16 protein-coding genes are annotated in these 17,359 nt (G+C 61.4%); 4 read left to right on the forward strand and 12 right to left on the reverse strand.

From position 1 onward, the window contains the following. Positions 1–26 precede the first annotated feature (26 nt). The 3 genes from CAF76_RS19915 to CAF76_RS19925 form a co-directional block, all read right to left on the reverse strand. On the reverse strand, positions 27–980 hold the full coding sequence (locus CAF76_RS19915) for an adenosine deaminase (protein ID WP_007958502.1): 954 nt from the start codon (positions 978–980) through the stop codon (positions 27–29). Between the two features lie 81 nt (positions 981–1,061). After that, positions 1,062–2,027: a 2-oxoglutarate and iron-dependent oxygenase domain-containing protein gene (locus tag CAF76_RS19920; protein ID WP_064593278.1), complete on the reverse strand. Its 966-nt coding sequence runs from the start codon at positions 2,025–2,027 to the stop codon at positions 1,062–1,064. Positions 2,028–2,083: 56 nt separating this feature from the next. Continuing rightward, entirely contained in the window at positions 2,084–3,157 is a 1,074-nt protein-coding gene (locus tag CAF76_RS19925; protein ID WP_085648145.1) for a BMP family ABC transporter substrate-binding protein, read from the reverse strand. 286 nt (positions 3,158–3,443) lie between these two features. Between CAF76_RS19925 and CAF76_RS19930 the strand changes: the two genes are divergently transcribed. After that, positions 3,444–4,535: a calcium:proton antiporter gene (locus CAF76_RS19930; RefSeq protein ID WP_085648146.1), complete on the forward strand. Its 1,092-nt coding sequence runs from the start codon at positions 3,444–3,446 to the stop codon at positions 4,533–4,535. Positions 4,536–4,595: 60 nt separating this feature from the next. On the opposite strand, the gene CAF76_RS19935 is transcribed toward CAF76_RS19930, so the two are convergent. The 3 genes from CAF76_RS19935 to CAF76_RS19945 form a co-directional block, all read right to left on the reverse strand. Beyond that, positions 4,596–5,954 (reverse strand): 8-oxoguanine deaminase, encoded by a 1,359-nt coding sequence (locus tag CAF76_RS19935; protein WP_085648147.1) that lies wholly within the window; start codon positions 5,952–5,954, stop codon positions 4,596–4,598. Positions 5,955–6,137: 183 nt separating this feature from the next. Then, complete coding sequence (locus CAF76_RS19940; RefSeq protein ID WP_011332317.1) at positions 6,138–6,833, reverse strand: SDR family oxidoreductase; 696 nt, start codon at positions 6,831–6,833, stop codon at positions 6,138–6,140. A 27-nt stretch (positions 6,834–6,860) separates the two neighbouring features. Then, on the reverse strand, positions 6,861–7,211 hold the full coding sequence (locus tag CAF76_RS19945) for a MerR family transcriptional regulator (RefSeq protein WP_074689712.1): 351 nt from the start codon (positions 7,209–7,211) through the stop codon (positions 6,861–6,863). Between the two features lie 83 nt (positions 7,212–7,294). On the opposite strand from CAF76_RS19945, the gene CAF76_RS19950 reads away from it, so the two are divergent. Next, positions 7,295–7,711, forward strand: a complete 417-nt coding sequence (locus CAF76_RS19950; RefSeq protein ID WP_085648148.1) for a hypothetical protein — start codon at positions 7,295–7,297, stop codon at positions 7,709–7,711. Here the strand turns inward: CAF76_RS19950 and CAF76_RS19955 are convergent. The 6 genes from CAF76_RS19955 to CAF76_RS19980 all read right to left on the reverse strand — a co-directional run bounded on the left by CAF76_RS19955 (position 7,708) and on the right by CAF76_RS19980 (position 14,097). Then, a complete protein-coding gene (locus CAF76_RS19955; protein WP_085648149.1) occupies positions 7,708–8,634 on the reverse strand; it encodes an ABC transporter permease in 927 nt (308 codons plus the stop codon). The genes CAF76_RS19950 and CAF76_RS19955 overlap by 4 nt on opposite strands. Continuing rightward, entirely contained in the window at positions 8,634–9,740 is a 1,107-nt protein-coding gene (locus CAF76_RS19960; RefSeq protein WP_064593283.1) for an ABC transporter permease, read from the reverse strand. The genes CAF76_RS19955 and CAF76_RS19960 overlap by 1 nt, the downstream gene beginning before the upstream one ends. 12 nt (positions 9,741–9,752) lie before the next feature. After that, entirely contained in the window at positions 9,753–11,303 is a 1,551-nt protein-coding gene (locus tag CAF76_RS19965) for an ABC transporter ATP-binding protein (RefSeq protein WP_085648150.1), read from the reverse strand. Positions 11,304–11,840: 537 nt separating this feature from the next. After that, complete coding sequence (locus CAF76_RS19970) at positions 11,841–12,422, reverse strand: YigZ family protein (RefSeq protein WP_085648151.1); 582 nt, start codon at positions 12,420–12,422, stop codon at positions 11,841–11,843. A gap of 8 nt (positions 12,423–12,430) precedes the next feature. Continuing rightward, the gene (locus tag CAF76_RS19975) at positions 12,431–13,081 is read right to left on the reverse strand and encodes a TetR/AcrR family transcriptional regulator (RefSeq protein ID WP_011332324.1); all 651 of its coding nucleotides are present in this window, start codon (positions 13,079–13,081) and stop codon (positions 12,431–12,433) included. 95 nt (positions 13,082–13,176) lie between these two features. Further along, entirely contained in the window at positions 13,177–14,097 is a 921-nt protein-coding gene (locus CAF76_RS19980; RefSeq protein ID WP_085613582.1) for a LysR family transcriptional regulator, read from the reverse strand. Positions 14,098–14,236: 139 nt separating this feature from the next. On the opposite strand from CAF76_RS19980, the gene CAF76_RS19985 reads away from it, so the two are divergent. Continuing rightward, positions 14,237–15,586 (forward strand): aspartate aminotransferase family protein, encoded by a 1,350-nt coding sequence (locus tag CAF76_RS19985; RefSeq protein ID WP_085648152.1) that lies wholly within the window; start codon positions 14,237–14,239, stop codon positions 15,584–15,586. A gap of 76 nt (positions 15,587–15,662) precedes the next feature. After that, the gene (locus CAF76_RS19990) at positions 15,663–17,156 is read left to right on the forward strand and encodes a CoA-acylating methylmalonate-semialdehyde dehydrogenase (RefSeq protein WP_085648153.1); all 1,494 of its coding nucleotides are present in this window, start codon (positions 15,663–15,665) and stop codon (positions 17,154–17,156) included. Positions 17,157–17,359: the final 203 nt, after the last annotated feature.

Here is a 17,359-nt window from a genome sequence, read left to right on the forward strand (position 1 = left end):
GCTCCCACATTGGATCTTCAGCGCTGTTACGGTTTTACCAGGCGCGCATCCAGGCTGTTCTGCGCCAGACGCTTGGCCTGATCCTGAGTCATGCCCAGGTGGGTGTGCAGCGCATGGAAGTTCTCGGTGACATAACCGCCGAAGTACGCCGGGTCATCGGAGTTCACCGTGACTTTCACGCCGCGCTCGAGCATGTCGAGGATGTTGTGCTGGGACATGTGATCGAACACGCAGAGCTTGGTGTTCGACAGCGGGCACACGGTCAGCGGGATCTGCTCGTCGATGATCCGCTGCATCAGGCGCTCGTCTTCAATGGCGCGTACGCCATGGTCGATACGCTGGATTTTCAGCAGGTCGATGGCTTCCCAGATGTATTCCGGTGGGCCTTCTTCACCGGCGTGGGCAACGGTCAGGAAACCTTCGTGGCGGGCACGATCGAACACGCGTTGGAATTTGCTCGGCGGGTGACCCATCTCGGAGCTGTCCAGACCTACGGCGACAAATGCATCACGGAACGGCAGCGCCTGGTCGAGGGTTTTCTGTGCTTCGTCTTCGCTGAGGTGGCGCAGGAAACTCAGGATCAAACCGCTGGTGATGCCCAGTTGCTGCTCGCCATCCTTCAGCGCGGCGGCGATACCGTTGAGCACCACTTCGAACGGGATACCCCGGTCGGTGTGGGTCTGCGGATCGAAGAACGGTTCGGTGTGAATCACGTTCTGTTCTTTGCAGCGCAGCAGGTAGGCCCAAGTCAGGTCGTAGAAGTCCTGAGAGGTGCGCAGCACGTCGGCGCCCTGGTAATACAGGTCGAGGAATTCCTGCAGGTTGTTGAAGGCGTAAGCCTTGCGCAGGGTTTCGACGTCGCTCCACGGCAGGGCGATCTTGTTGCGCTCGGCCAGGGCGAACAACAGCTCGGGCTCCAGCGAGCCCTCGAGGTGCAGGTGCAGTTCAGCCTTGGGCAGGGCGTTGAGCCAGTCGTACATATTCTTTTCTCATCAGGTGCAATGGCGGGCATTCTACAGATGCCCGCCGAAACAATTGGCAAAACCTGACCAACCGATCCATCACACCGCTTCCTGCTCCCGTCGATAGGCGTAGGTATCGGCGAAGCGCGACAGCAGGAATTCGGCGCAGGTGGTGGTCGGATATTTCGCAGGATGCTGTGCGTCCTGGCAACCGGGCAGGCACTCGATACGGGTATCCGGATGCGGCTCGGCGAAGAACGGCATCGAGTAGCGATCCACGCCGAGCGGGCTGATCACCCGGTGCGGGGTCGAGCGATATCGGTCGTTGCTCCAGCGCGCCATCATGTCGCCGAGGTTGACCACGAAGGTGCCGTCGATGGGCGGTGCGTCGATCCACTGGCCGTTGACGTTCTTCACCTGCAGGCCGCCGGCGCTGTCCTGATACAGCAGCGTGATGCAGCCGTAATCGGTGTGCGCGCCGGCACCTTGCTGTTCGGCGGAACTGGCGGTGTGGCGCGGTGGGTAATGGATCATCCGCAGCACGCTGACCGGTTCGTTGAAGCGTGTATCGAAGAAGTCGCGCTCGATGCCCAGCGCTAACGTCATGGCCCGCAACAGGGTTTGCGCCAGGGCCTGCATGTCGAGGTAGTGCTGCTCCATCAGCGCCTCCCAGCCAGGGATGGCCGGATGACGGTTGGGGCCACGTAACGGCTTTCCTGCCAGCACCTCGGGATGATCGGCCGGCAGGTGCAGGCCCATGTCGAAGGTTTCCTTGAGATCGCTGGGTTTGTCCGGGTCGAGCTGTTCGGTGGCGATGGCGCCGTAGCCGCGATGATGGACGGTCTGGGTGATGTCGATCTTGAGTTTTTCCGCGCTCGGTAGCGCGAAGAAGTGCCGGGCGTGATCGAGCAGGGATTCGATGCGCTGCGCAGAAATCGGGTGACCCTTGATGTAGAAAAAGCCCCATTCGCGGCAAGCGTGGTCGATCTGTTCGGCGACGGCCGGCCAGGCGTTCTGGTCGTCGGAGTAGAGCGGCGAGATGTCGATGATCGGGAGTTGGTTCATTTCGAATGCTCGTTAGCGACCGCTCCCATGCAGAGGAGCGGTCAGGGGCAGGTGGATTACTTCGGCATCTCGGCCTTCATGCCTTCGACGTAGTAATTCATCGACGCCAGTTCGGCGTTGGTGGCGCTGACCCCCGCCGGGATTTTCTCGACGCCGGCCTGATCCTTGATCGGCCCGGTGAACGGTTGCAGGGCGCCGCTCTTGATGTCGGCGATGATCTGCTCGGCTTCGGCCTTCACCGGTGCCGGCACCAGATCGCTGATCGGCAGTTCGACCGTGCCTTCCTTCAACCCGCCCCAGTAGTCCTGGGATTTCCAGTTGTGGTCGATCACGCTCTGGGTCGCTTGAATGTAGTGCGGCGCCCAGTCGTTGACGATCGAGGTCAGCACCGCTTTCGGCCCGAAGTGCGCCATGTCCGAAGCGTAGCCCACGGCGTACACGCCGCGTCGCTCGGCGGCCTGGATCGGCGCCGGGCTGTCGGTGTGCTGGAACACCACGTCCACGCCCTGATCAATCAGCGCGTTGGCCGCGTCGGCCTCTTTGCCCGGGTCGAACCACGAGTTGACCCACACCACTTTGATTTCGGTGCCGGGGTTGTACTTGTTCAAGGCCAGTTGAATGGCGTTGATGTCGCGGATCACTTCGGGGATCGGGAACGAGGCGACGTAGCCGATTTTTTTGCTCTTGGTCATCTTCGCCGCGAGGAAACCACCGACGTAACGGCCCTCATACGTACGCGCGAGATAGGTGCCGAGATTCTTGTCCTGCTTGTAGCCTGTGGCATGTTCGAAGGTCACTTTGGGAAACTGTTTGGCGACTTTCACCGTCGGGTTCATGTAGCCGAAAGAGGTGGTGAAGATCAGGTCGTAATTGTCCTTGGCCATGTTGCGGATCACCCGCTCGGCGTCGGCGCCTTCGGCGACGTTTTCCACGTAATTGGTGGTGATCTGCGAACCGAGTTTTTCCGCCAGCGCCTTGCGTCCCTGTTCATGCTGATACGTCCAGCCGTGGTCGCCGATGGGGCCGATGTAGACGAAGCCGACTTTCAGTGGATCGGCGGCACTGGCGCTCAGGCTGAGGCCAAGGCCCATGGCGATGCACAGCAGTGTTTGCAGTGGAAGGTTTTGCATGAACGCGAACTCCCTTTTTTTGTGTGTGGGGAGGGCAATGCAAAAGGCTGACCAAGCGGACAACAAATCGAGTCGAAATCGCGGCGAGGCCTTTGTGAGCAGCTCGCTCCCACGTGGCAACACCTTCACCTGTGGGAGCGAGCCTGCTCGCGATGGGGCCGGTCCAGGCCAATAAAGTGCACCTGCCGAACCAGCTGCCATTCCGTGGTGCGCTAAGGTGTAACGAACCATTAGCGCCACCCCGCAGTCAGTAGCTCATTCGAACCCCTGCGCCAAAAGGCTCGCCATGCTCACGATCCTCAAGCAAGAAAGCTTTCTGCTGTTGGCCGTCATCGCCACCTGTGTTGCGTATCCGCTGGAGCACTGGCTGCTGCACAGTGGCCAGTTTGTCGCTCTGACGGCCGGGCTGGTGCTGATCGCCTTCATCGTCGCCGCCTCGATGCGCGTTGCCCATCAGGCTGAACTGCTCGCGGAAAAAGTCGGCGATCCATACGGGACGATGATCCTGACCCTCGCCGCCGTGCTGGTGGAAGTGGTGATCCTGGCGATCATGATGAGCAACGAAGCTTCGGCCACACTGGTGCGCGACACGATCTATTCGGCGGTGATGCTCGACATCAACGGCATCCTCGGCCTCGCCGCGCTGATGGGCGGGATCAAGCATGGCGAGCAGTCCTACAACGACGATTCGGCCCGCAGTTACAGCGTGATGATTCTCACCGCCATGGGCGTGTCGATGGTGGTGCCGGAGTTCATTCCCGAGGCCAACTGGAAAATCTATTCGGCCTTCACCATCGGCGCGATGGTGGTGCTTTATGCGTTGTTCCTGCGCATGCAGGTCGGGCCGCACAGTTACTTTTTCAGCTACAGCTACCCGGACAAACGCCGCAAGAAAGAGCCGGTGGAACAAGAGCCGAAACCGGTCAGCCTGGCGCTGTCGATCGGCATTCTGGTGTTCGGTGTGGTGGTGATCGGTGCACTGGCCGAAGTGATGTCCAAGACCCTCGATCTGGGCCTGGAAGGGACGGGCGCACCACCGGTGATCACGGCGATTCTGGTGGCAGCGATTTCCGCGGCGCCGGAGATTCTCACCGCGTTGCGCGCGGCGTTGGCCAACCGTATGCAGTCGGTGGTCAACATTGCGATGGGCGCTTCGTTGTCGACGGTGATCCTGACGGTGCCGGTGATGGAAGCGATGGCGCTCTATACGGGGCAGCCGTTTCAGATGGCGATGACCCCGGTGCAGACGGTGATGATCTTCATCACGCTGATCGTCAGCGCGATCAACCTCAATGACGGCGAGACCAACGCCATCGAGGGCATGACTCACTTTGTGCTGTTTGCGACGTTCATCATGTTGTCGTTGCTTGGTCTCTGAGCCGATCACAAAACCAAATGTGGGAGCAAGCCCGCTCCCACATTCAGACTTCCGCTTGGATCAGTTACCGGCAATCAACTGCCGAGCCGCCTGGCTGTGATCGGCAATCAGGCCTTTGAGATCCAGCCCTTCAACATGCCCGTCAACCACTCGCCATTTGCCACCGACCATCACCCGATCCGCCCGGTCCGCGCCGCACAGCAGCAACGCCGAAATCGGGTCATGGCTGCCGGAGAAGCGCAACTCATCGAGCTTGAACAACGCCAGATCCGCCTGCTTGCCGACCGCCAGTTCGCCGATATCGGTGCGACCCAGCAGGCTCGCCGAACCCTTGGTCGCCCAGCCCAGCACGCGTTCCGGGGTGATCTTCTCGGCGCCATAACGCAGGCGCTGGATGTACAGGGCCTGACGCGCTTCGAGGATCATGTTCGACGCATCGTTGGACGCCGAGCCATCCACACCGAGACCGAACAACGCGCCGGCATCGGTCAGTTCGATGCTCGGGCAGATGCCGGATGCCAGACGCATGTTCGAGCTCGGGCAATGGCAGATACCGGTGCCCGCCGCGCCGAGACGGGCGATTTCGTCGAGGTTGAAATGGATGCCGTGAGCCAGCCAGGTGCGTGGGCCGAGCCAGCCGACGCTGTCCAGATAATCCACCGTGCGCAGACCGAAGCGTTGCAGGCAGAAGTCTTCTTCGTCGAGGGTTTCGGCGAGGTGAGTGTGCAGGCGCACATCGAGTTTGTTCGCCAGTTCGGCGCTGGCGGACATGATTTCCGGGGTCACCGAGAACGGCGAGCACGGCGCCAGAGCGATCTGGATTTGCGCGCCGTCGCCACGTTCGTGGTACTCGTGGATCAGGCGCTGACTGTCGTCGAGAATCACCTGGCCTTCCTGCACGGTCTGCTGCGGAGGCAGGCCGCCGTCCTTCTCGCCGAGGCTCATCGAGCCGCGGGTGAGCATGGCGCGCATGCCCAGTTCACGCACGGTTTCGACTTGCACGTCGATGGCGTTTTCCAGGCCATCCGGGAACAGGTAATGGTGATCGGCAGCGGTGGTGCAACCCGACAACAGCAACTCGGCCAGCGCGACCTTGGTGGCGAGGGCAAGTTTTTCCGGCGTCAGGCGCGCCCAGACCGGGTACAGGGTTTTCAGCCACGGAAACAACGGCTGATTGACCACCGGCGCCCAGGCGCGGGTCAGGGTCTGATAGAAGTGGTGATGGGTGTTGATCAGGCCCGGCAGGATCACGTGTTCACGGGCGTCGAACACTTCGTTGCATGGGGTCGATGGCTGCTGGCCGGCGCCGAGCACTTCGGTGATCACACCGTCTTGCAGGACCAGACCGCCACGGGCATCGAGACCGTTGGCCGTGAAAATGGCGAGGGGATTTTTTAACCAGATACGGGTCGCAGGCATTGTGGCCGGCTCCTCTGAAAGTTGGGTTCAGGGTTGCCAGCTCAGTGTTGCCCTGTCTGCTGATCCAGGGTCGCCGCGAGGGGCGAGGTGCGGAGTTTCGAACAAAATGTTTCGACGGGCAAGCCCAACCCGACCAGACACCGGGATAACCCTGTGGGGGTGAGCCCCCACAGGGTCCAGTGATTACCAGGGAATGGTTTCACCCTTGTAGTTCACGAAGTGATGGCCGCCCTTGCCGGCGAACGCATCCACCTGATCCACCAGGCCACGGGTGCTGGTCTCCACGTCGATGTCGGCACCTTCGCCGCCCATGTCGGTTTTCACCCAGCCCGGATGCAGCGACAGCACCGTAAGTTTCTGCTCGCCCAACTGCGTGACGAAGCTGTTGGTCATCGAGTTCAGCGCCGCTTTGCTGGCCTTGTACAGCGCCAGTTCCGGCGCGTCGGGCATGGTCACGCTGCCGAGCACCGAACTCATGAACGCCAGCACGCCGCTGCCGTCGCGGATCTGCCCGACAAAGCGCTGGGCCAGATTGATCGGTGCCACCGCGTTGGTGAAGAACAACTGGCCGACTTCCGCCAGCGTCGCGCCGCCCGGGGTCTGCACTTCGGGGCCTTTGACCCCGGCGTTGACGAACAGCAGGTCGAAGGTCTCGCCCTTGAGCTTCTGGCTCAGGGCGATCACCGCTTGCTGGTCGTCCATGTCGAGTTTTTCGATTTGCACGTTGCCCAGTGCCTCGAGAGCCTCGGCGTTGGAAGGATTGCGAACCGTGGCGGTGACTTGCCAGCCGTCGGCCAGCAGGGTTTTCACCAGTCCCAGGCCCAGGCCCCGGGAGGCGCCGATGATCAGTGCGTGCTTGGCAGGATTAAGTGCGGACATGACGGGCTTTCCTTGAAAGTTGAAAGATCACGGGTTCAATGGACAGCGTTGACCGAGCCGATGCTGCAATTCGAGGCGCAGCTCGCCGAGTTCGGCCATGCGGGTTTCGACCAGCTTGAGTTTGTCTTGCAGCAGTTGCGTGACGGTGGTGTCAGGATTTGGCGATTGCCACAGCGCGCCAACGCTGCTGCCGATCTCGCCGAGGGTAAAGCCCAGACGCTGCGCCGTTTTGATGTAGAGCACCAATTGCACCATCTCCGGCGGATAGTCGCGATAACCGTTGGCGCTGCGTTGCGCCGCGATCAATCCGCGCTCCTCGTAAAAACGCAGCGTGTCACGGCTGACATCGCAGGCCTGGGCCAACTCACCGATGCGCATCTTGCAGGTCTCGAAAGTGTTTGACCCTGGAGCATACTCCAGGCTTTACCGTGGTTGCTCCCTGAATTTTCGGAGCAAGGATGATGTGGACTTCAACGCAGTATCGGCAGGTGGTGCGCGGCAGCGCCTGGTATGACTTGATCGTGACGGCGGCGTTTGTCACACCGTGGAGTTTTGCTGTGTTGCATGGGGTGCTGACAGCGCTGAGTCAGGCGCTGGAGCTGCCCGGCGAACTGCCGCCGTTCGAACCTGCGCATCTGTTGATAGCCAATTTGTTCGGTTCGGTGGTGTGCATGTGGGCGGTGCTGCGGATTCGTGATCCGCAGCCGGTTTATGGGCGCTATGACGCGGTGACGCGGTTTCTGTTCGCCGCGTGGATGACGTATGCCCTGGCCCACGGCGCCAGCTCGTTGGTGGTGGGTTTCCTGGTTCTCGAGGTGGCGTGGGGCATCGCTCAGGCGTTGCCGGTCCAGCCGCTGTCGCGAGCCGTAGCGGCTTAGTGCCCGGCCTGCCACGGCTGCCCCAGTGATACCGGCGCGTACAACCGTGTACGCAGCGCATTCCGCGACAACAACACCAGCACCAGAATCGTCGCGACATACGGCAGCATCGCCAGCAGACTCGAAGGAATCGCCAGCCCCAACCCCTGCGCCACCAGGTGCAGGATGCTGGCGAGTCCGAACAGATACGCACCGAGCAGCAAGCGCCACACCCGCCAACTGGCGAACACCACCAGCGCCAGCGCAATCCAGCCGCGTCCGGCGGTCATGTTCTCGGCCCACATCGGCGTGTAAGCCAGCGACAGATAAGCGCCGGCCAGTCCGGCCATCGCCCCGCCGAACAACACCGCCAGTGTGCGCACGGTCAGCACCGGCAAGCCCATGGCACTGGCCGCATCCGGGTTCTCGCCGACCGCTTGAATGATCAGCCCGACACGGCTTTTCACGATCACCCACGCCACCAGCGCAAACAGTACGAACGACAGGTACACCAGCAGATCCTGGGCAAACAGCATGCGGCCGATCAGCGGGATTTCGCTCAGGTAGGGAATCGCCAGCGGCTCGAAACCGGCCAGCGGTTTGCCGACCCACGCCGCGCCGACAAAGGTCGACAGGCCGACGCCAAAAATCGTCAGCGCCAGCCCGGTCGCCACCTGATTGGCGTTGAATACCAGCGCCACCAGGGCAAACAGCGACGACAGCAACATCCCGGCGAGCATCGCCAGCACCACGCCGAGCCACAGATTGCCGCTGTTGAACGCGACGATGAAACCGATCACCGCGCCAAACAGCATCATGCCTTCCTGACCGAGGTTGAGTACGCCGCTCTTCTCGCAGATCAATTCACCCAGCGCCACCAGCAGCAGTGGCGTACCGCAGCGCACCATGGCGTAGAAAATATTGCTCAGCAGATCGATATCCATCACAGCGCTCCGGCGGTTACGGCGGTGGTAGAAGTGCGCCGCACCCAGCGCAGGTTAAGACGTGGCCGATAGAGGATCAGCACGTCACAGGCCAGCAGGAAAAACAGCATCATTCCCTGGAACAGCTGAGTGATCGCCTGCGGCAGATTCAGCGTCATCTGCGCGCTCTCGCCACCGATGTACAGCAGCGCCATCAACAGGCTGGAAAACAGAATGCCGATGGGATTGAGCCGCCCGAGAAATGCCACGGTGATCGCCGCATAGCCGTAGCCCGGCGAGACTTGCGGCACCAGTTGGCCGATCGGCCCGGTGACTTCGCAGACACCGGCAAGCCCCGCCAATCCTCCGCTGATCAACAGGGCGAGCCAGATCAGACGCTTCTCGCGAAACCCGACGAATCCTGCCGCACGCTTGTCCAGCCCCAGCACCTTGATCTGGAAACCGACGAAGCTTTTCTGCAGCAACACCCACACCGCGACCAGCGCGAGCAAGGCGAAATACACGCCGATGTGTGCCCGACCGTCCTCCATTAACAGCGGCAGGCGGCTGGCGTCGCTGAACATTGCCGACTCGGGAAAGTTGAATCCGGCCGGATCTTTCAGCGGCCCGTGTACGCAGAACAGCAGCAGGTTCAGCGCGATGTAGTTGAGCATGATGCTGGTGAGGATTTCGTTGGCATTGAAGCGGGTACGCAACCAGGCGGTGAGCCCGGCCCAGGCGGCGCCGGCGAACGTGCCGGTCAGCAGGATCAGCACCAGCGCCCAGCGGCTTTGCATGTCGATGATGTTCACCGCCAGCGCACTGCCGGCCAGCGCGCCGAGCAGCAATTGGCCTTCGGCACCGATGTTCCAGATCCGCGCCTGATAGGCCACCGCGAGGCCCAGCGCACACAGCAGAATCGGCAGGGTTTTGACCAGCAGCTCGGAGACGCCATACAGGTCGCTGACCGGGGCGATCAGCAAAGTATGCAAAGTCTTCAGCGGATCGTGGCCAAGGGCGACGAACAGCAACGATCCGCAGACCAGCGTCAGCACCGCCGCCAGCACCGGCGAGCACCAGAGCATCAGGCGCGATTGCCGGCCACGGGGTTCGAGGGAAAGCAACATGGGAAAACTCCGTTAAACCGTGGCCGGTTGTGATTGAGGGGTGTCGAACTGGCCGGCCATCCAGCCGCCGACGTCGCTGAGGCGGGTTTGCGCCGTGTCCTGCAACACCGACAGGCGCCCGCCGCACAGCGCGCCGAGGCGGTCGCTGATCTGGAACAGTTCGTCGAGGTCTTCGGAGATCACCAGAATCGCCGCCCCGGCATCGCGCAGGGCAATCAGCGCCCGGTGAATGGTGGCCGCCGCGCCGACATCCACGCCCCAGGTCGGGTGCGCGGCGATCAGCAGTTTCGGTTGCTGGAGGATTTCCCGGCCGAGGATGAATTTCTGCAGGTTGCCGCCGGACAGGCTGCGGGCGGCGGTCTGGGTGTCCGGGGTTTTCACGCCGAAGCGTTCGATGATCGTTTGGGCGAGGGCTTCGACCTTGCCGCGCTCGATCAAACCGTGGCTGACCAGGCCTTGTTGAAAGGCGGTGAGCAGGGCGTTGTCCGCCAGGCTCATGTCCGGCACCGCGCCATGCCCGAGGCGTTCGGCGGGGACGAACGCCAGGCCGAGTTTGCGTCGGGCATCCGGGCGCTGATCGGCGACAGGGTGTTCCTGGAAGCAGATGGTTTGCGCTGCATCGCGGTGCAGTGTTTGCTCGCCGCTGAGCAATGCCAGAAGCTCGTCCTGCCCGTTGCCCGCCACGCCGGCGATGCCGACGATTTCACCGCTGCGCACCTGCAGATCGATGTCGCTCAGGGAGCAACCGAACGGATCCGGGTTGTGCCAGTTCAGACCGCTGACCTGCAAGAACGCCGCGCCACCGGTGACCTTCGTGAACTCGCCGATCAAGGTCGCGGCGTCGCCCACCATCAATTGCGCCAGTTGCCGATCAGTGCAGTCTGCGGGCACGCAATGCCCGGCCACCCGACCGCCACGCAGCACCGTGGCGCTGTGGCACAAGGCGCGCACCTCGCCAAGTTTGTGGCTGATGAACAGAATGCTGCAGCCTTCGGCCGCGAGCCGGCGCAGGGTGATGAACAACTCTTCGGCTTCCTGCGGCGTGAGCACCGAGGTCGGTTCGTCGAGAATCAGCAGGCGAATGTCCTGCATCAGGCAACGCACAATCTCGACCCGTTGCCGCTCGCCGATCGACAGGCTGTGGACAAGTCGCTGGGGTTCCAGCGCCATGCCATATCGGCGCGACACTTCACGGATTTTCGCCTCAAGCTGTTTCGGCGAACCGGCTCCTGCGCCCATCGCCAGCGCGATGTTTTGCGCCACGCTCAGGGTCTCGAACAGCGAGAAATGCTGGAACACCATGCCGATGCCCAACTGCCGCGCCTGGGCCGGGTTGCGCATAGTCACCGGTTGACCCTGCCACAGCATCTCACCCGAATCGGCCTGGGTGACGCCGTAGATGATCTTCATCAACGTGCTTTTGCCTGCACCGTTTTCACCGAGCAGCGCGTGGATTTCACCGGGGGCGATGCTCAGGTCGATGGCGTCATTGGCAAGGCAACCGGGATAACGTTTGCTGATTTGGCGCAGTTGCAGCTGCGCTGTGGACGTGGGGTTTGGCATGACAGGCTCGGGTTGCTTGGAGTTGTGCCTGTGGATAAAGCAATTTCCTGGCCATTGAGTCAGGAACGCAGGTGGCTGCTGTTTGCCAGCCTGTGGCGCAGAGCCTGTGAATCGAATTCGGTTGCCTGCACGGCACCACTTGAGGGCAAAGCCTTTGATCAGGCTCCAGTTTTGCCCGCAACTGGCTGATCAAAAAACGAGCAACCCCGCCGAAGCCATGCAGAACCTGCGACTGCGCCAGCCATGAACGGCTTATCCACAGGTTGCTCCACAGTATTTGTGCGCAAGACAAAATCCCGGGCATAAGCACTGCCGGGCTTTCTTCTAAAGGCGATAAACAACGCTAAGCGATTGTTTTTACGTGAAATTGTTCATTGCGATAGGCGATTGGACGAAAAGTGAGCAAATCCCGCAAAGCCACGTGACAGAAGGGTTACAGCCTCCTGTGCTCAGGTTATCCACAGCCGGGTGCACAGCGGATGTGGGCAAGTCTCGGGCATAAGCAAACGGGCTGGTGCCCCAAAACATGGCGGGGCTTCAACGCTGCAGCAGGATTCGCCCGCGGCTCAGGTCGGCCAGCTGATTCTGCAACAGCTCGATGTGCGCTTCGCCCACTGCCAGTTGCAATTCGACTCCGTTGGCGGTGAAGTTTTCTTCGATCACCAATCCGCCTAGATCCGCGACCCGCAGTTTCACCAGCGCCAGTTCGCCAAAGGCGCAGGCGCAACGCACGGGCACGCGACTGATCAACTCGATCTTCGGCGCGGCCTGCAGGCACTTGTTGGCGCCGCCGCCATAGGCCCGGGCCAGGCCGCCGGTGCCCAGTTGAATGCCGCCGTACCAGCGGATCACCAGCACCGCGACCTGATCGCAGTCCTGCGCTTCGATGGCCGCGAGGATCGGCCGCCCGGCAGTGCCGCCGGGTTCGCCGTCGTCGTTGCTGCGGTATTGATCGCCGAGCTTCCACGCCCAGCAATTGTGCGAAGCGTTCAAGTCGCTGTGCTGCTCGATGAAGGCTTGCGCCTCGGCAGGGCTGACGATCGGCGCGGCGAAAGTGATGAAACGGCTTTTGCGAATCTCTTCGCGGAACTCGCAAAAGCCGCTGAGGGTGAATGGCATAAAACGACTTATATAGAAGAAGTGAGGCCGCAGCCTTTGAGGATGATGCGGATCAGATTGTTGCCGGCGTCTTCCATGTCCTGTTTGGTCAACTTGCTGCGACCGGTCACCCGGCAGATCTGGGTGGCGAAGTCGGCGTAATGCTGGGTGCTGCCCCACAACAGGAAGATCAGGTGCACCGGGTCGACCGGATCCATTTTGCCCGCGTCGATCCAAGCCTGGAACACGCCGGCGCGGCCCTGGAACCAGGCGCGGTAATCCTGATTGAAATATTCGGTGAGGCATTCGCCGCCGCTGATCACTTCCATCGCGAAGATCCGCGACGCTTGCGGCTGGCGACGGGAGAATTCCATTTTCGCGCGGATGTAGCGGGTCAGCGCTTCGGCCGGATCGTCCTCGGCCGTCAGGGTATTGAAGGTGCTGTCCCACAATTGAAGGATGTTGCTCAGCACCGCCACGTACAACCCGAGCTTGTTGGTGAAGTAGTAATGCAGGTTCGCCTTGGGCAGCCCGGCCTTGGTGGCGATGGTGTTCATGCTCGTGCCTTTGTACCCGTGACGGGCGAACTCGTCTTCGGCGGCTTTGATGATGGTCTCTTCGTTCTTCTGACGAATGCGGCTGGCGGGTTTGCCGCCGTGAGCGGGGACTTCAAAGGTCATAGGCACTTCCGGGTTTGTCTGTGGGGTGCAACCAGTTGCGTTGATAGCGCAACCACCGGCGCGGGACAAGCCCCGGGCGAATAAAACCCCGGTCGTCAGCGGGTGGCGGCGAGGCTTTCGAGAAAGCTTTCCAGTACCAGATGAGGGCGACGGCCCTTGCGGGTAACCGAGGCCAGGCTCAAATCATAGAAGCGGGTACTGGCCTTGAGCGCGCGCAAGCGACCTTGTTGAACCCAGAGACTGGCGTAGTGATCCGGCAGGTAGCCGATGTAGCGCCCGGTCAGAATCAGGAACGCCATGCCTTCGCGGTCGGAAGCGCTGGCGGTGCAGTTGAGCGCCTGATAGTGCTCCTGGATCTCCGCCGGCAAACGGAAGGTCGGGGCGATGGCGTCCTGGCTGTTCAAGCGTTCGTCATCCAGTTGTTTGTCATCGACGTAAAACAGCGGATGGCCGACCGCGCAGTAGAGCAACGAGCGCTCGCTGTACAACGGCTGGTATTCCAGTCCCGACAACGCACTGGCCTGCGGCACCACGCCGACATGCAGGCGCCCGTCGAGCACGCCTTGTTCGACTTCGTTGGGGGCGATCATGCGGATCTGGATTTGCACGTCTGGCCCGCGTTCCTTCAACTGCGCGAGAGCGTGGGTGATGCGCATGTGGGGCAGGGTGACGAGGTTGTCGGTCAGGCCGATGATCAATTCGCCGCGCAAGTGCTGGTGCAGGCCGTTGACCTCGGTGCGAAAACTCTCCAGTGCACTCAACAGCTGCAGCGCCGACTGGTAAACCTCACGACCCTCTTCGGTCAGGGAGAAACCGGCGCGCCCGCGTTGGCACAGACGCAGGCCGAGACGTTGTTCCAGATCACTCATCTGCTGGCTGATCGCCGAGCGACCGATGCCGAGTACGGTTTCCGCCGCCGAGAAGCCACCGCACTCCACCACGCTGCGAAAAATCCGCAGCAGGCGAATGTCAAAGTCACTGACCTGCGCCAGTGGATCGGGGCGACGACTGCTCATGCTGTTGGTCTCATTGTTTAGCAGAGTTCTAACTGAAGGTTAGAAGAGTTGAATTTCACCGACTTTATCCCCGTGGCAATTTAGCTGCAACAACGCTTTCTATCTCTCTGAAGCTTATTGCCCTGCGAGGTTTTGCCCGATGAACATGCCTGAAAATGCGCCGTCGCCACTGGCCAGCCAACTGAAGCTGGATGCGCACTGGATGCCGTACACCGCCAACCGCAACTTCCAGCGCGACCCGCGTCTGATCGTTGGTGCCGAAGGCAGCTGGCTGATCGACGACAAGGGCCGCAAGGTGTACGACTCGCTGTCCGGTCTGTGGACCTGCGGCGCCGGGCATACCCGCAAGGAAATCCAGGAAGCGGTGGCCAAGCAGTTGGGCACCCTCGATTACTCGCCGGGCTTCCAGTACGGGCACCCGCTGTCGTTCCAGCTGGCAGAGAAAATCACTGATCTGACGCCGGGCAGCCTGAACCATGTGTTCTTCACCGACTCCGGTTCCGAGTGCGCCGATACCGCGGTGAAAATGGTCCGCGCCTACTGGCGCCTGAAAGGCCAGTCGACCAAGACCAAAATGATCGGCCGCGCCCGTGGCTATCACGGTGTGAACATCGCCGGCACCAGCCTCGGCGGCGTCAACGGCAACCGCAAGCTGTTCGGTCAGGCGATGATGGATGTCGATCACCTGCCGCACACTCTGCTGGCGAGCAATGCGTTCTCCCGTGGCATGCCGGAGCAGGGCGGTATCGCCCTTGCCGATGAGCTGTTGAAGCTGATCGAGCTGCACGATGCTTCGAACATCGCAGCGGTGTTCGTTGAGCCGATGGCCGGTTCCGCTGGCGTGCTGGTTCCGCCACAGGGCTACCTCAAGCGTCTGCGTGAAATCTGCGATCAGCACAACATCCTGCTGGTGTTCGACGAAGTGATCACCGGTTTCGGTCGTACCGGCACCATGTTCGGCGCCACCACCTTCGGTGTGACCCCGGACCTGATGTGCATCGCCAAGCAAGTCACCAACGGCGCGATCCCGATGGGCGCGGTGATTGCCAGCTCCGAGATCTACCAGACCTTCATGAACCAGCCGACCCCGGAATACGCCGTGGAATTTCCGCACGGCTACACCTACTCGGCGCACCCGGTGGCTTGCGCCGCTGGCCTGGCGGCACTCGACCTGCTGCAAAAGGAAAACCTGGTGCAGAGCGTGGCTGAAGTTGCACCGCATTTCGAAAATGCCCTGCATGGCCTGAAAGGCGCGAAGAACGTCATCGACATTCGCAACTTCGGTCTGGCCGGTGCAATCCAGATCGCGGGCCGTGACGGTGACGCCATCGTGCGTCCGTTCGAAGCCGGCATGGCATTGTGGAAAGCCGGGTTCTACGTGCGCTTCGGCGGCGACACCCTGCAGTTCGGCCCAACCTTCAACAGCAAGCCGCAGGACCTTGATCGTCTGTTCGACGCGGTCGGCGAAGTGCTGAACAAGCTCGACTGATTTTTCCTTCTATATAGATACGCCAATGGCAGGCGCCCTTGCGGGCGTCTGCGCACAAGAATTCAGGAGTTCCCCGATGAGCGTTATCCCGCATTTGATCAATGGCGAACTGGTGACCGAGAACGGTCGCGCGGTCGATGTGTTCAATCCGTCCACCGGTCAGGCAATCCACAAGCTGCCGCTGGCCAGCCGCGAAACCATCCAGCACGCCATCGATGCCGCCAAGGCTGCGTTCCCGGCCTGGCGCAACACGCCACCGGCCAAACGTGCCCAGGTGATGTTCCGTTTCAAGCAACTGCTGGAGCAGAACGAAGCACGCATCGCGCAATTGATCAGCGAAGAACACGGCAAGACTCTGGAAGATGCTGCCGGTGAACTGAAGCGTGGCATCGAGAACGTCGAGTTCGCCTGCGCAGCGCCGGAAATCCTCAAGGGCGAGTACAGCCGCAACGTCGGCCCGAACATCGATGCCTGGTCGGACTTCCAGCCGCTGGGCGTGGTGGCCGGTATCACCCCGTTCAACTTCCCGGCGATGGTGCCGCTGTGGATGTATCCGTTGGCGATCGTCTGCGGCAACTGCTTCATCCTCAAGCCGTCCGAGCGTGATCCGAGCTCGACCCTGCTGATCGCGCAACTGCTGCTCGAAGCCGGCCTGCCAAAAGGCGTGCTGAGCGTGGTGCACGGTGACAAGACTGCGGTGGACGCGCTGATTGAAGCGCCGGAAGTCAAAGCGCTGAGCTTCGTGGGTTCGACGCCGATTGCCGAGTACATCTATGCCGAAGGCACCAAGCGCGGCAAGCGCGTACAGGCACTGGGCGGCGCGAAGAACCATGCGGTGCTGATGCCGGATGCGGATCTGGACAACGCGGTCAGCGCACTGATGGGCGCGGCTTACGGTTCCTGCGGTGAACGCTGCATGGCGATTTCGGTGGCGGTGTGTGTTGGCGATCAGGTGGCTGATGCACTGGTGGCCAAACTGGTCCCTCAGATCAAGGCGCTGAAAATCGGTGCCGGCACTTCGTGTGGTCTGGATATGGGGCCGCTCGTAACCGGTCAGGCGCGTGACAAGGTCCGCGGTTATGTCGAAGACGGCGTGGTGGCGGGCGCGACCCTGGTGGTCGACGGTCGTGGTCTGAGCGTTGCCGGTCATGAAGAAGGTTTCTTCCTGGGTGGCTGCCTGTTCGACAACGTCACGCCTGAGATGCGCATCTATAAAGAAGAGATCTTCGGGCCGGTGCTGTGCGTCGTCCGGGTGAACAGCCTGGAAGAGGCGATGCAACTGATCAATGATCACGAATACGGCAACGGCACCTGCATCTTCACTCGTGACGGTGAAGCGGCGCGTCTGTTCTGCGACGAGATCGAAGTCGGCATGGTCGGGGTCAACGTTCCACTGCCGGTGCCGGTGGCTTACCACAGCTTCGGCGGTTGGAAGCGCTCGCTGTTCGGCGACCTGCATGCCTATGGTCCGGATGGTGTGCGCTTCTATACCCGTCGCAAGGCGATCACCCAGCGCTGGCCACAGCGTGCGAGCCATGAGGCGTCGCAGTTCGCATTCCCTAGCTTGTAAGTAGAAGGGCAGTGCAAAGAAGGCCGACCTTTTAAGGTCGGCCTTCGCGTTTCAGGGCTTTTTTGACCGATATGACAGTTTTTATGAAAATAGGGGTTGACGGGAGATTCTGAGTCTCTATAATTCGCCCCACTTCCGGCGCAGTCGAAACGGAAAACTCCTTGAGATTCAATGAGTTAAGTAGGTTTCGAGAGTGGGTCGCT

The sequence above is a fragment of the Pseudomonas sp. B40(2017) genome (assembly GCF_002112855.1).
Taxonomy (GTDB): Bacteria; Pseudomonadota; Gammaproteobacteria; order Pseudomonadales; family Pseudomonadaceae; genus Aquipseudomonas; species Aquipseudomonas pharyngis.

Coding starts and splice junctions, on each gene's coding strand:
- CAF76_RS19940 (WP_011332317.1), bottom strand. CDS start 6,833: ATGTCCGCACTTAATCCTGCCAAGCACGCACTGATCATCGGCGCCTCC.
- CAF76_RS19970 (WP_085648151.1), bottom strand. CDS start 12,422: ATGCCATTCACCCTCAGCGGCTTTTGCGAGTTCCGCGAAGAGATTCGC.
- CAF76_RS19985 (WP_085648152.1), top strand. CDS start 14,237: ATGAACATGCCTGAAAATGCGCCGTCGCCACTGGCCAGCCAACTGAAG.
- CAF76_RS19960 (WP_064593283.1), bottom strand. CDS start 9,740: ATGTTGCTTTCCCTCGAACCCCGTGGCCGGCAATCGCGCCTGATGCTC.
- CAF76_RS19950 (WP_085648148.1), top strand. CDS start 7,295: ATGTGGACTTCAACGCAGTATCGGCAGGTGGTGCGCGGCAGCGCCTGG.
- CAF76_RS19930 (WP_085648146.1), top strand. CDS start 3,444: ATGCTCACGATCCTCAAGCAAGAAAGCTTTCTGCTGTTGGCCGTCATC.
- CAF76_RS19935 (WP_085648147.1), bottom strand. CDS start 5,954: ATGCCTGCGACCCGTATCTGGTTAAAAAATCCCCTCGCCATTTTCACG.
- CAF76_RS19920 (WP_064593278.1), bottom strand. CDS start 2,027: ATGAACCAACTCCCGATCATCGACATCTCGCCGCTCTACTCCGACGAC.
- CAF76_RS19980 (WP_085613582.1), bottom strand. CDS start 14,097: ATGAGCAGTCGTCGCCCCGATCCACTGGCGCAGGTCAGTGACTTTGAC.
- CAF76_RS19990 (WP_085648153.1), top strand. CDS start 15,663: ATGAGCGTTATCCCGCATTTGATCAATGGCGAACTGGTGACCGAGAAC.
- CAF76_RS19955 (WP_085648149.1), bottom strand. CDS start 8,634: ATGGATATCGATCTGCTGAGCAATATTTTCTACGCCATGGTGCGCTGC.
- CAF76_RS19925 (WP_085648145.1), bottom strand. CDS start 3,157: ATGCAAAACCTTCCACTGCAAACACTGCTGTGCATCGCCATGGGCCTT.
- CAF76_RS19975 (WP_011332324.1), bottom strand. CDS start 13,081: ATGACCTTTGAAGTCCCCGCTCACGGCGGCAAACCCGCCAGCCGCATT.
- CAF76_RS19945 (WP_074689712.1), bottom strand. CDS start 7,211: ATGCGCATCGGTGAGTTGGCCCAGGCCTGCGATGTCAGCCGTGACACG.
- CAF76_RS19915 (WP_007958502.1), bottom strand. CDS start 980: ATGTACGACTGGCTCAACGCCCTGCCCAAGGCTGAACTGCACCTGCAC.
- CAF76_RS19965 (WP_085648150.1), bottom strand. CDS start 11,303: ATGCCAAACCCCACGTCCACAGCGCAGCTGCAACTGCGCCAAATCAGC.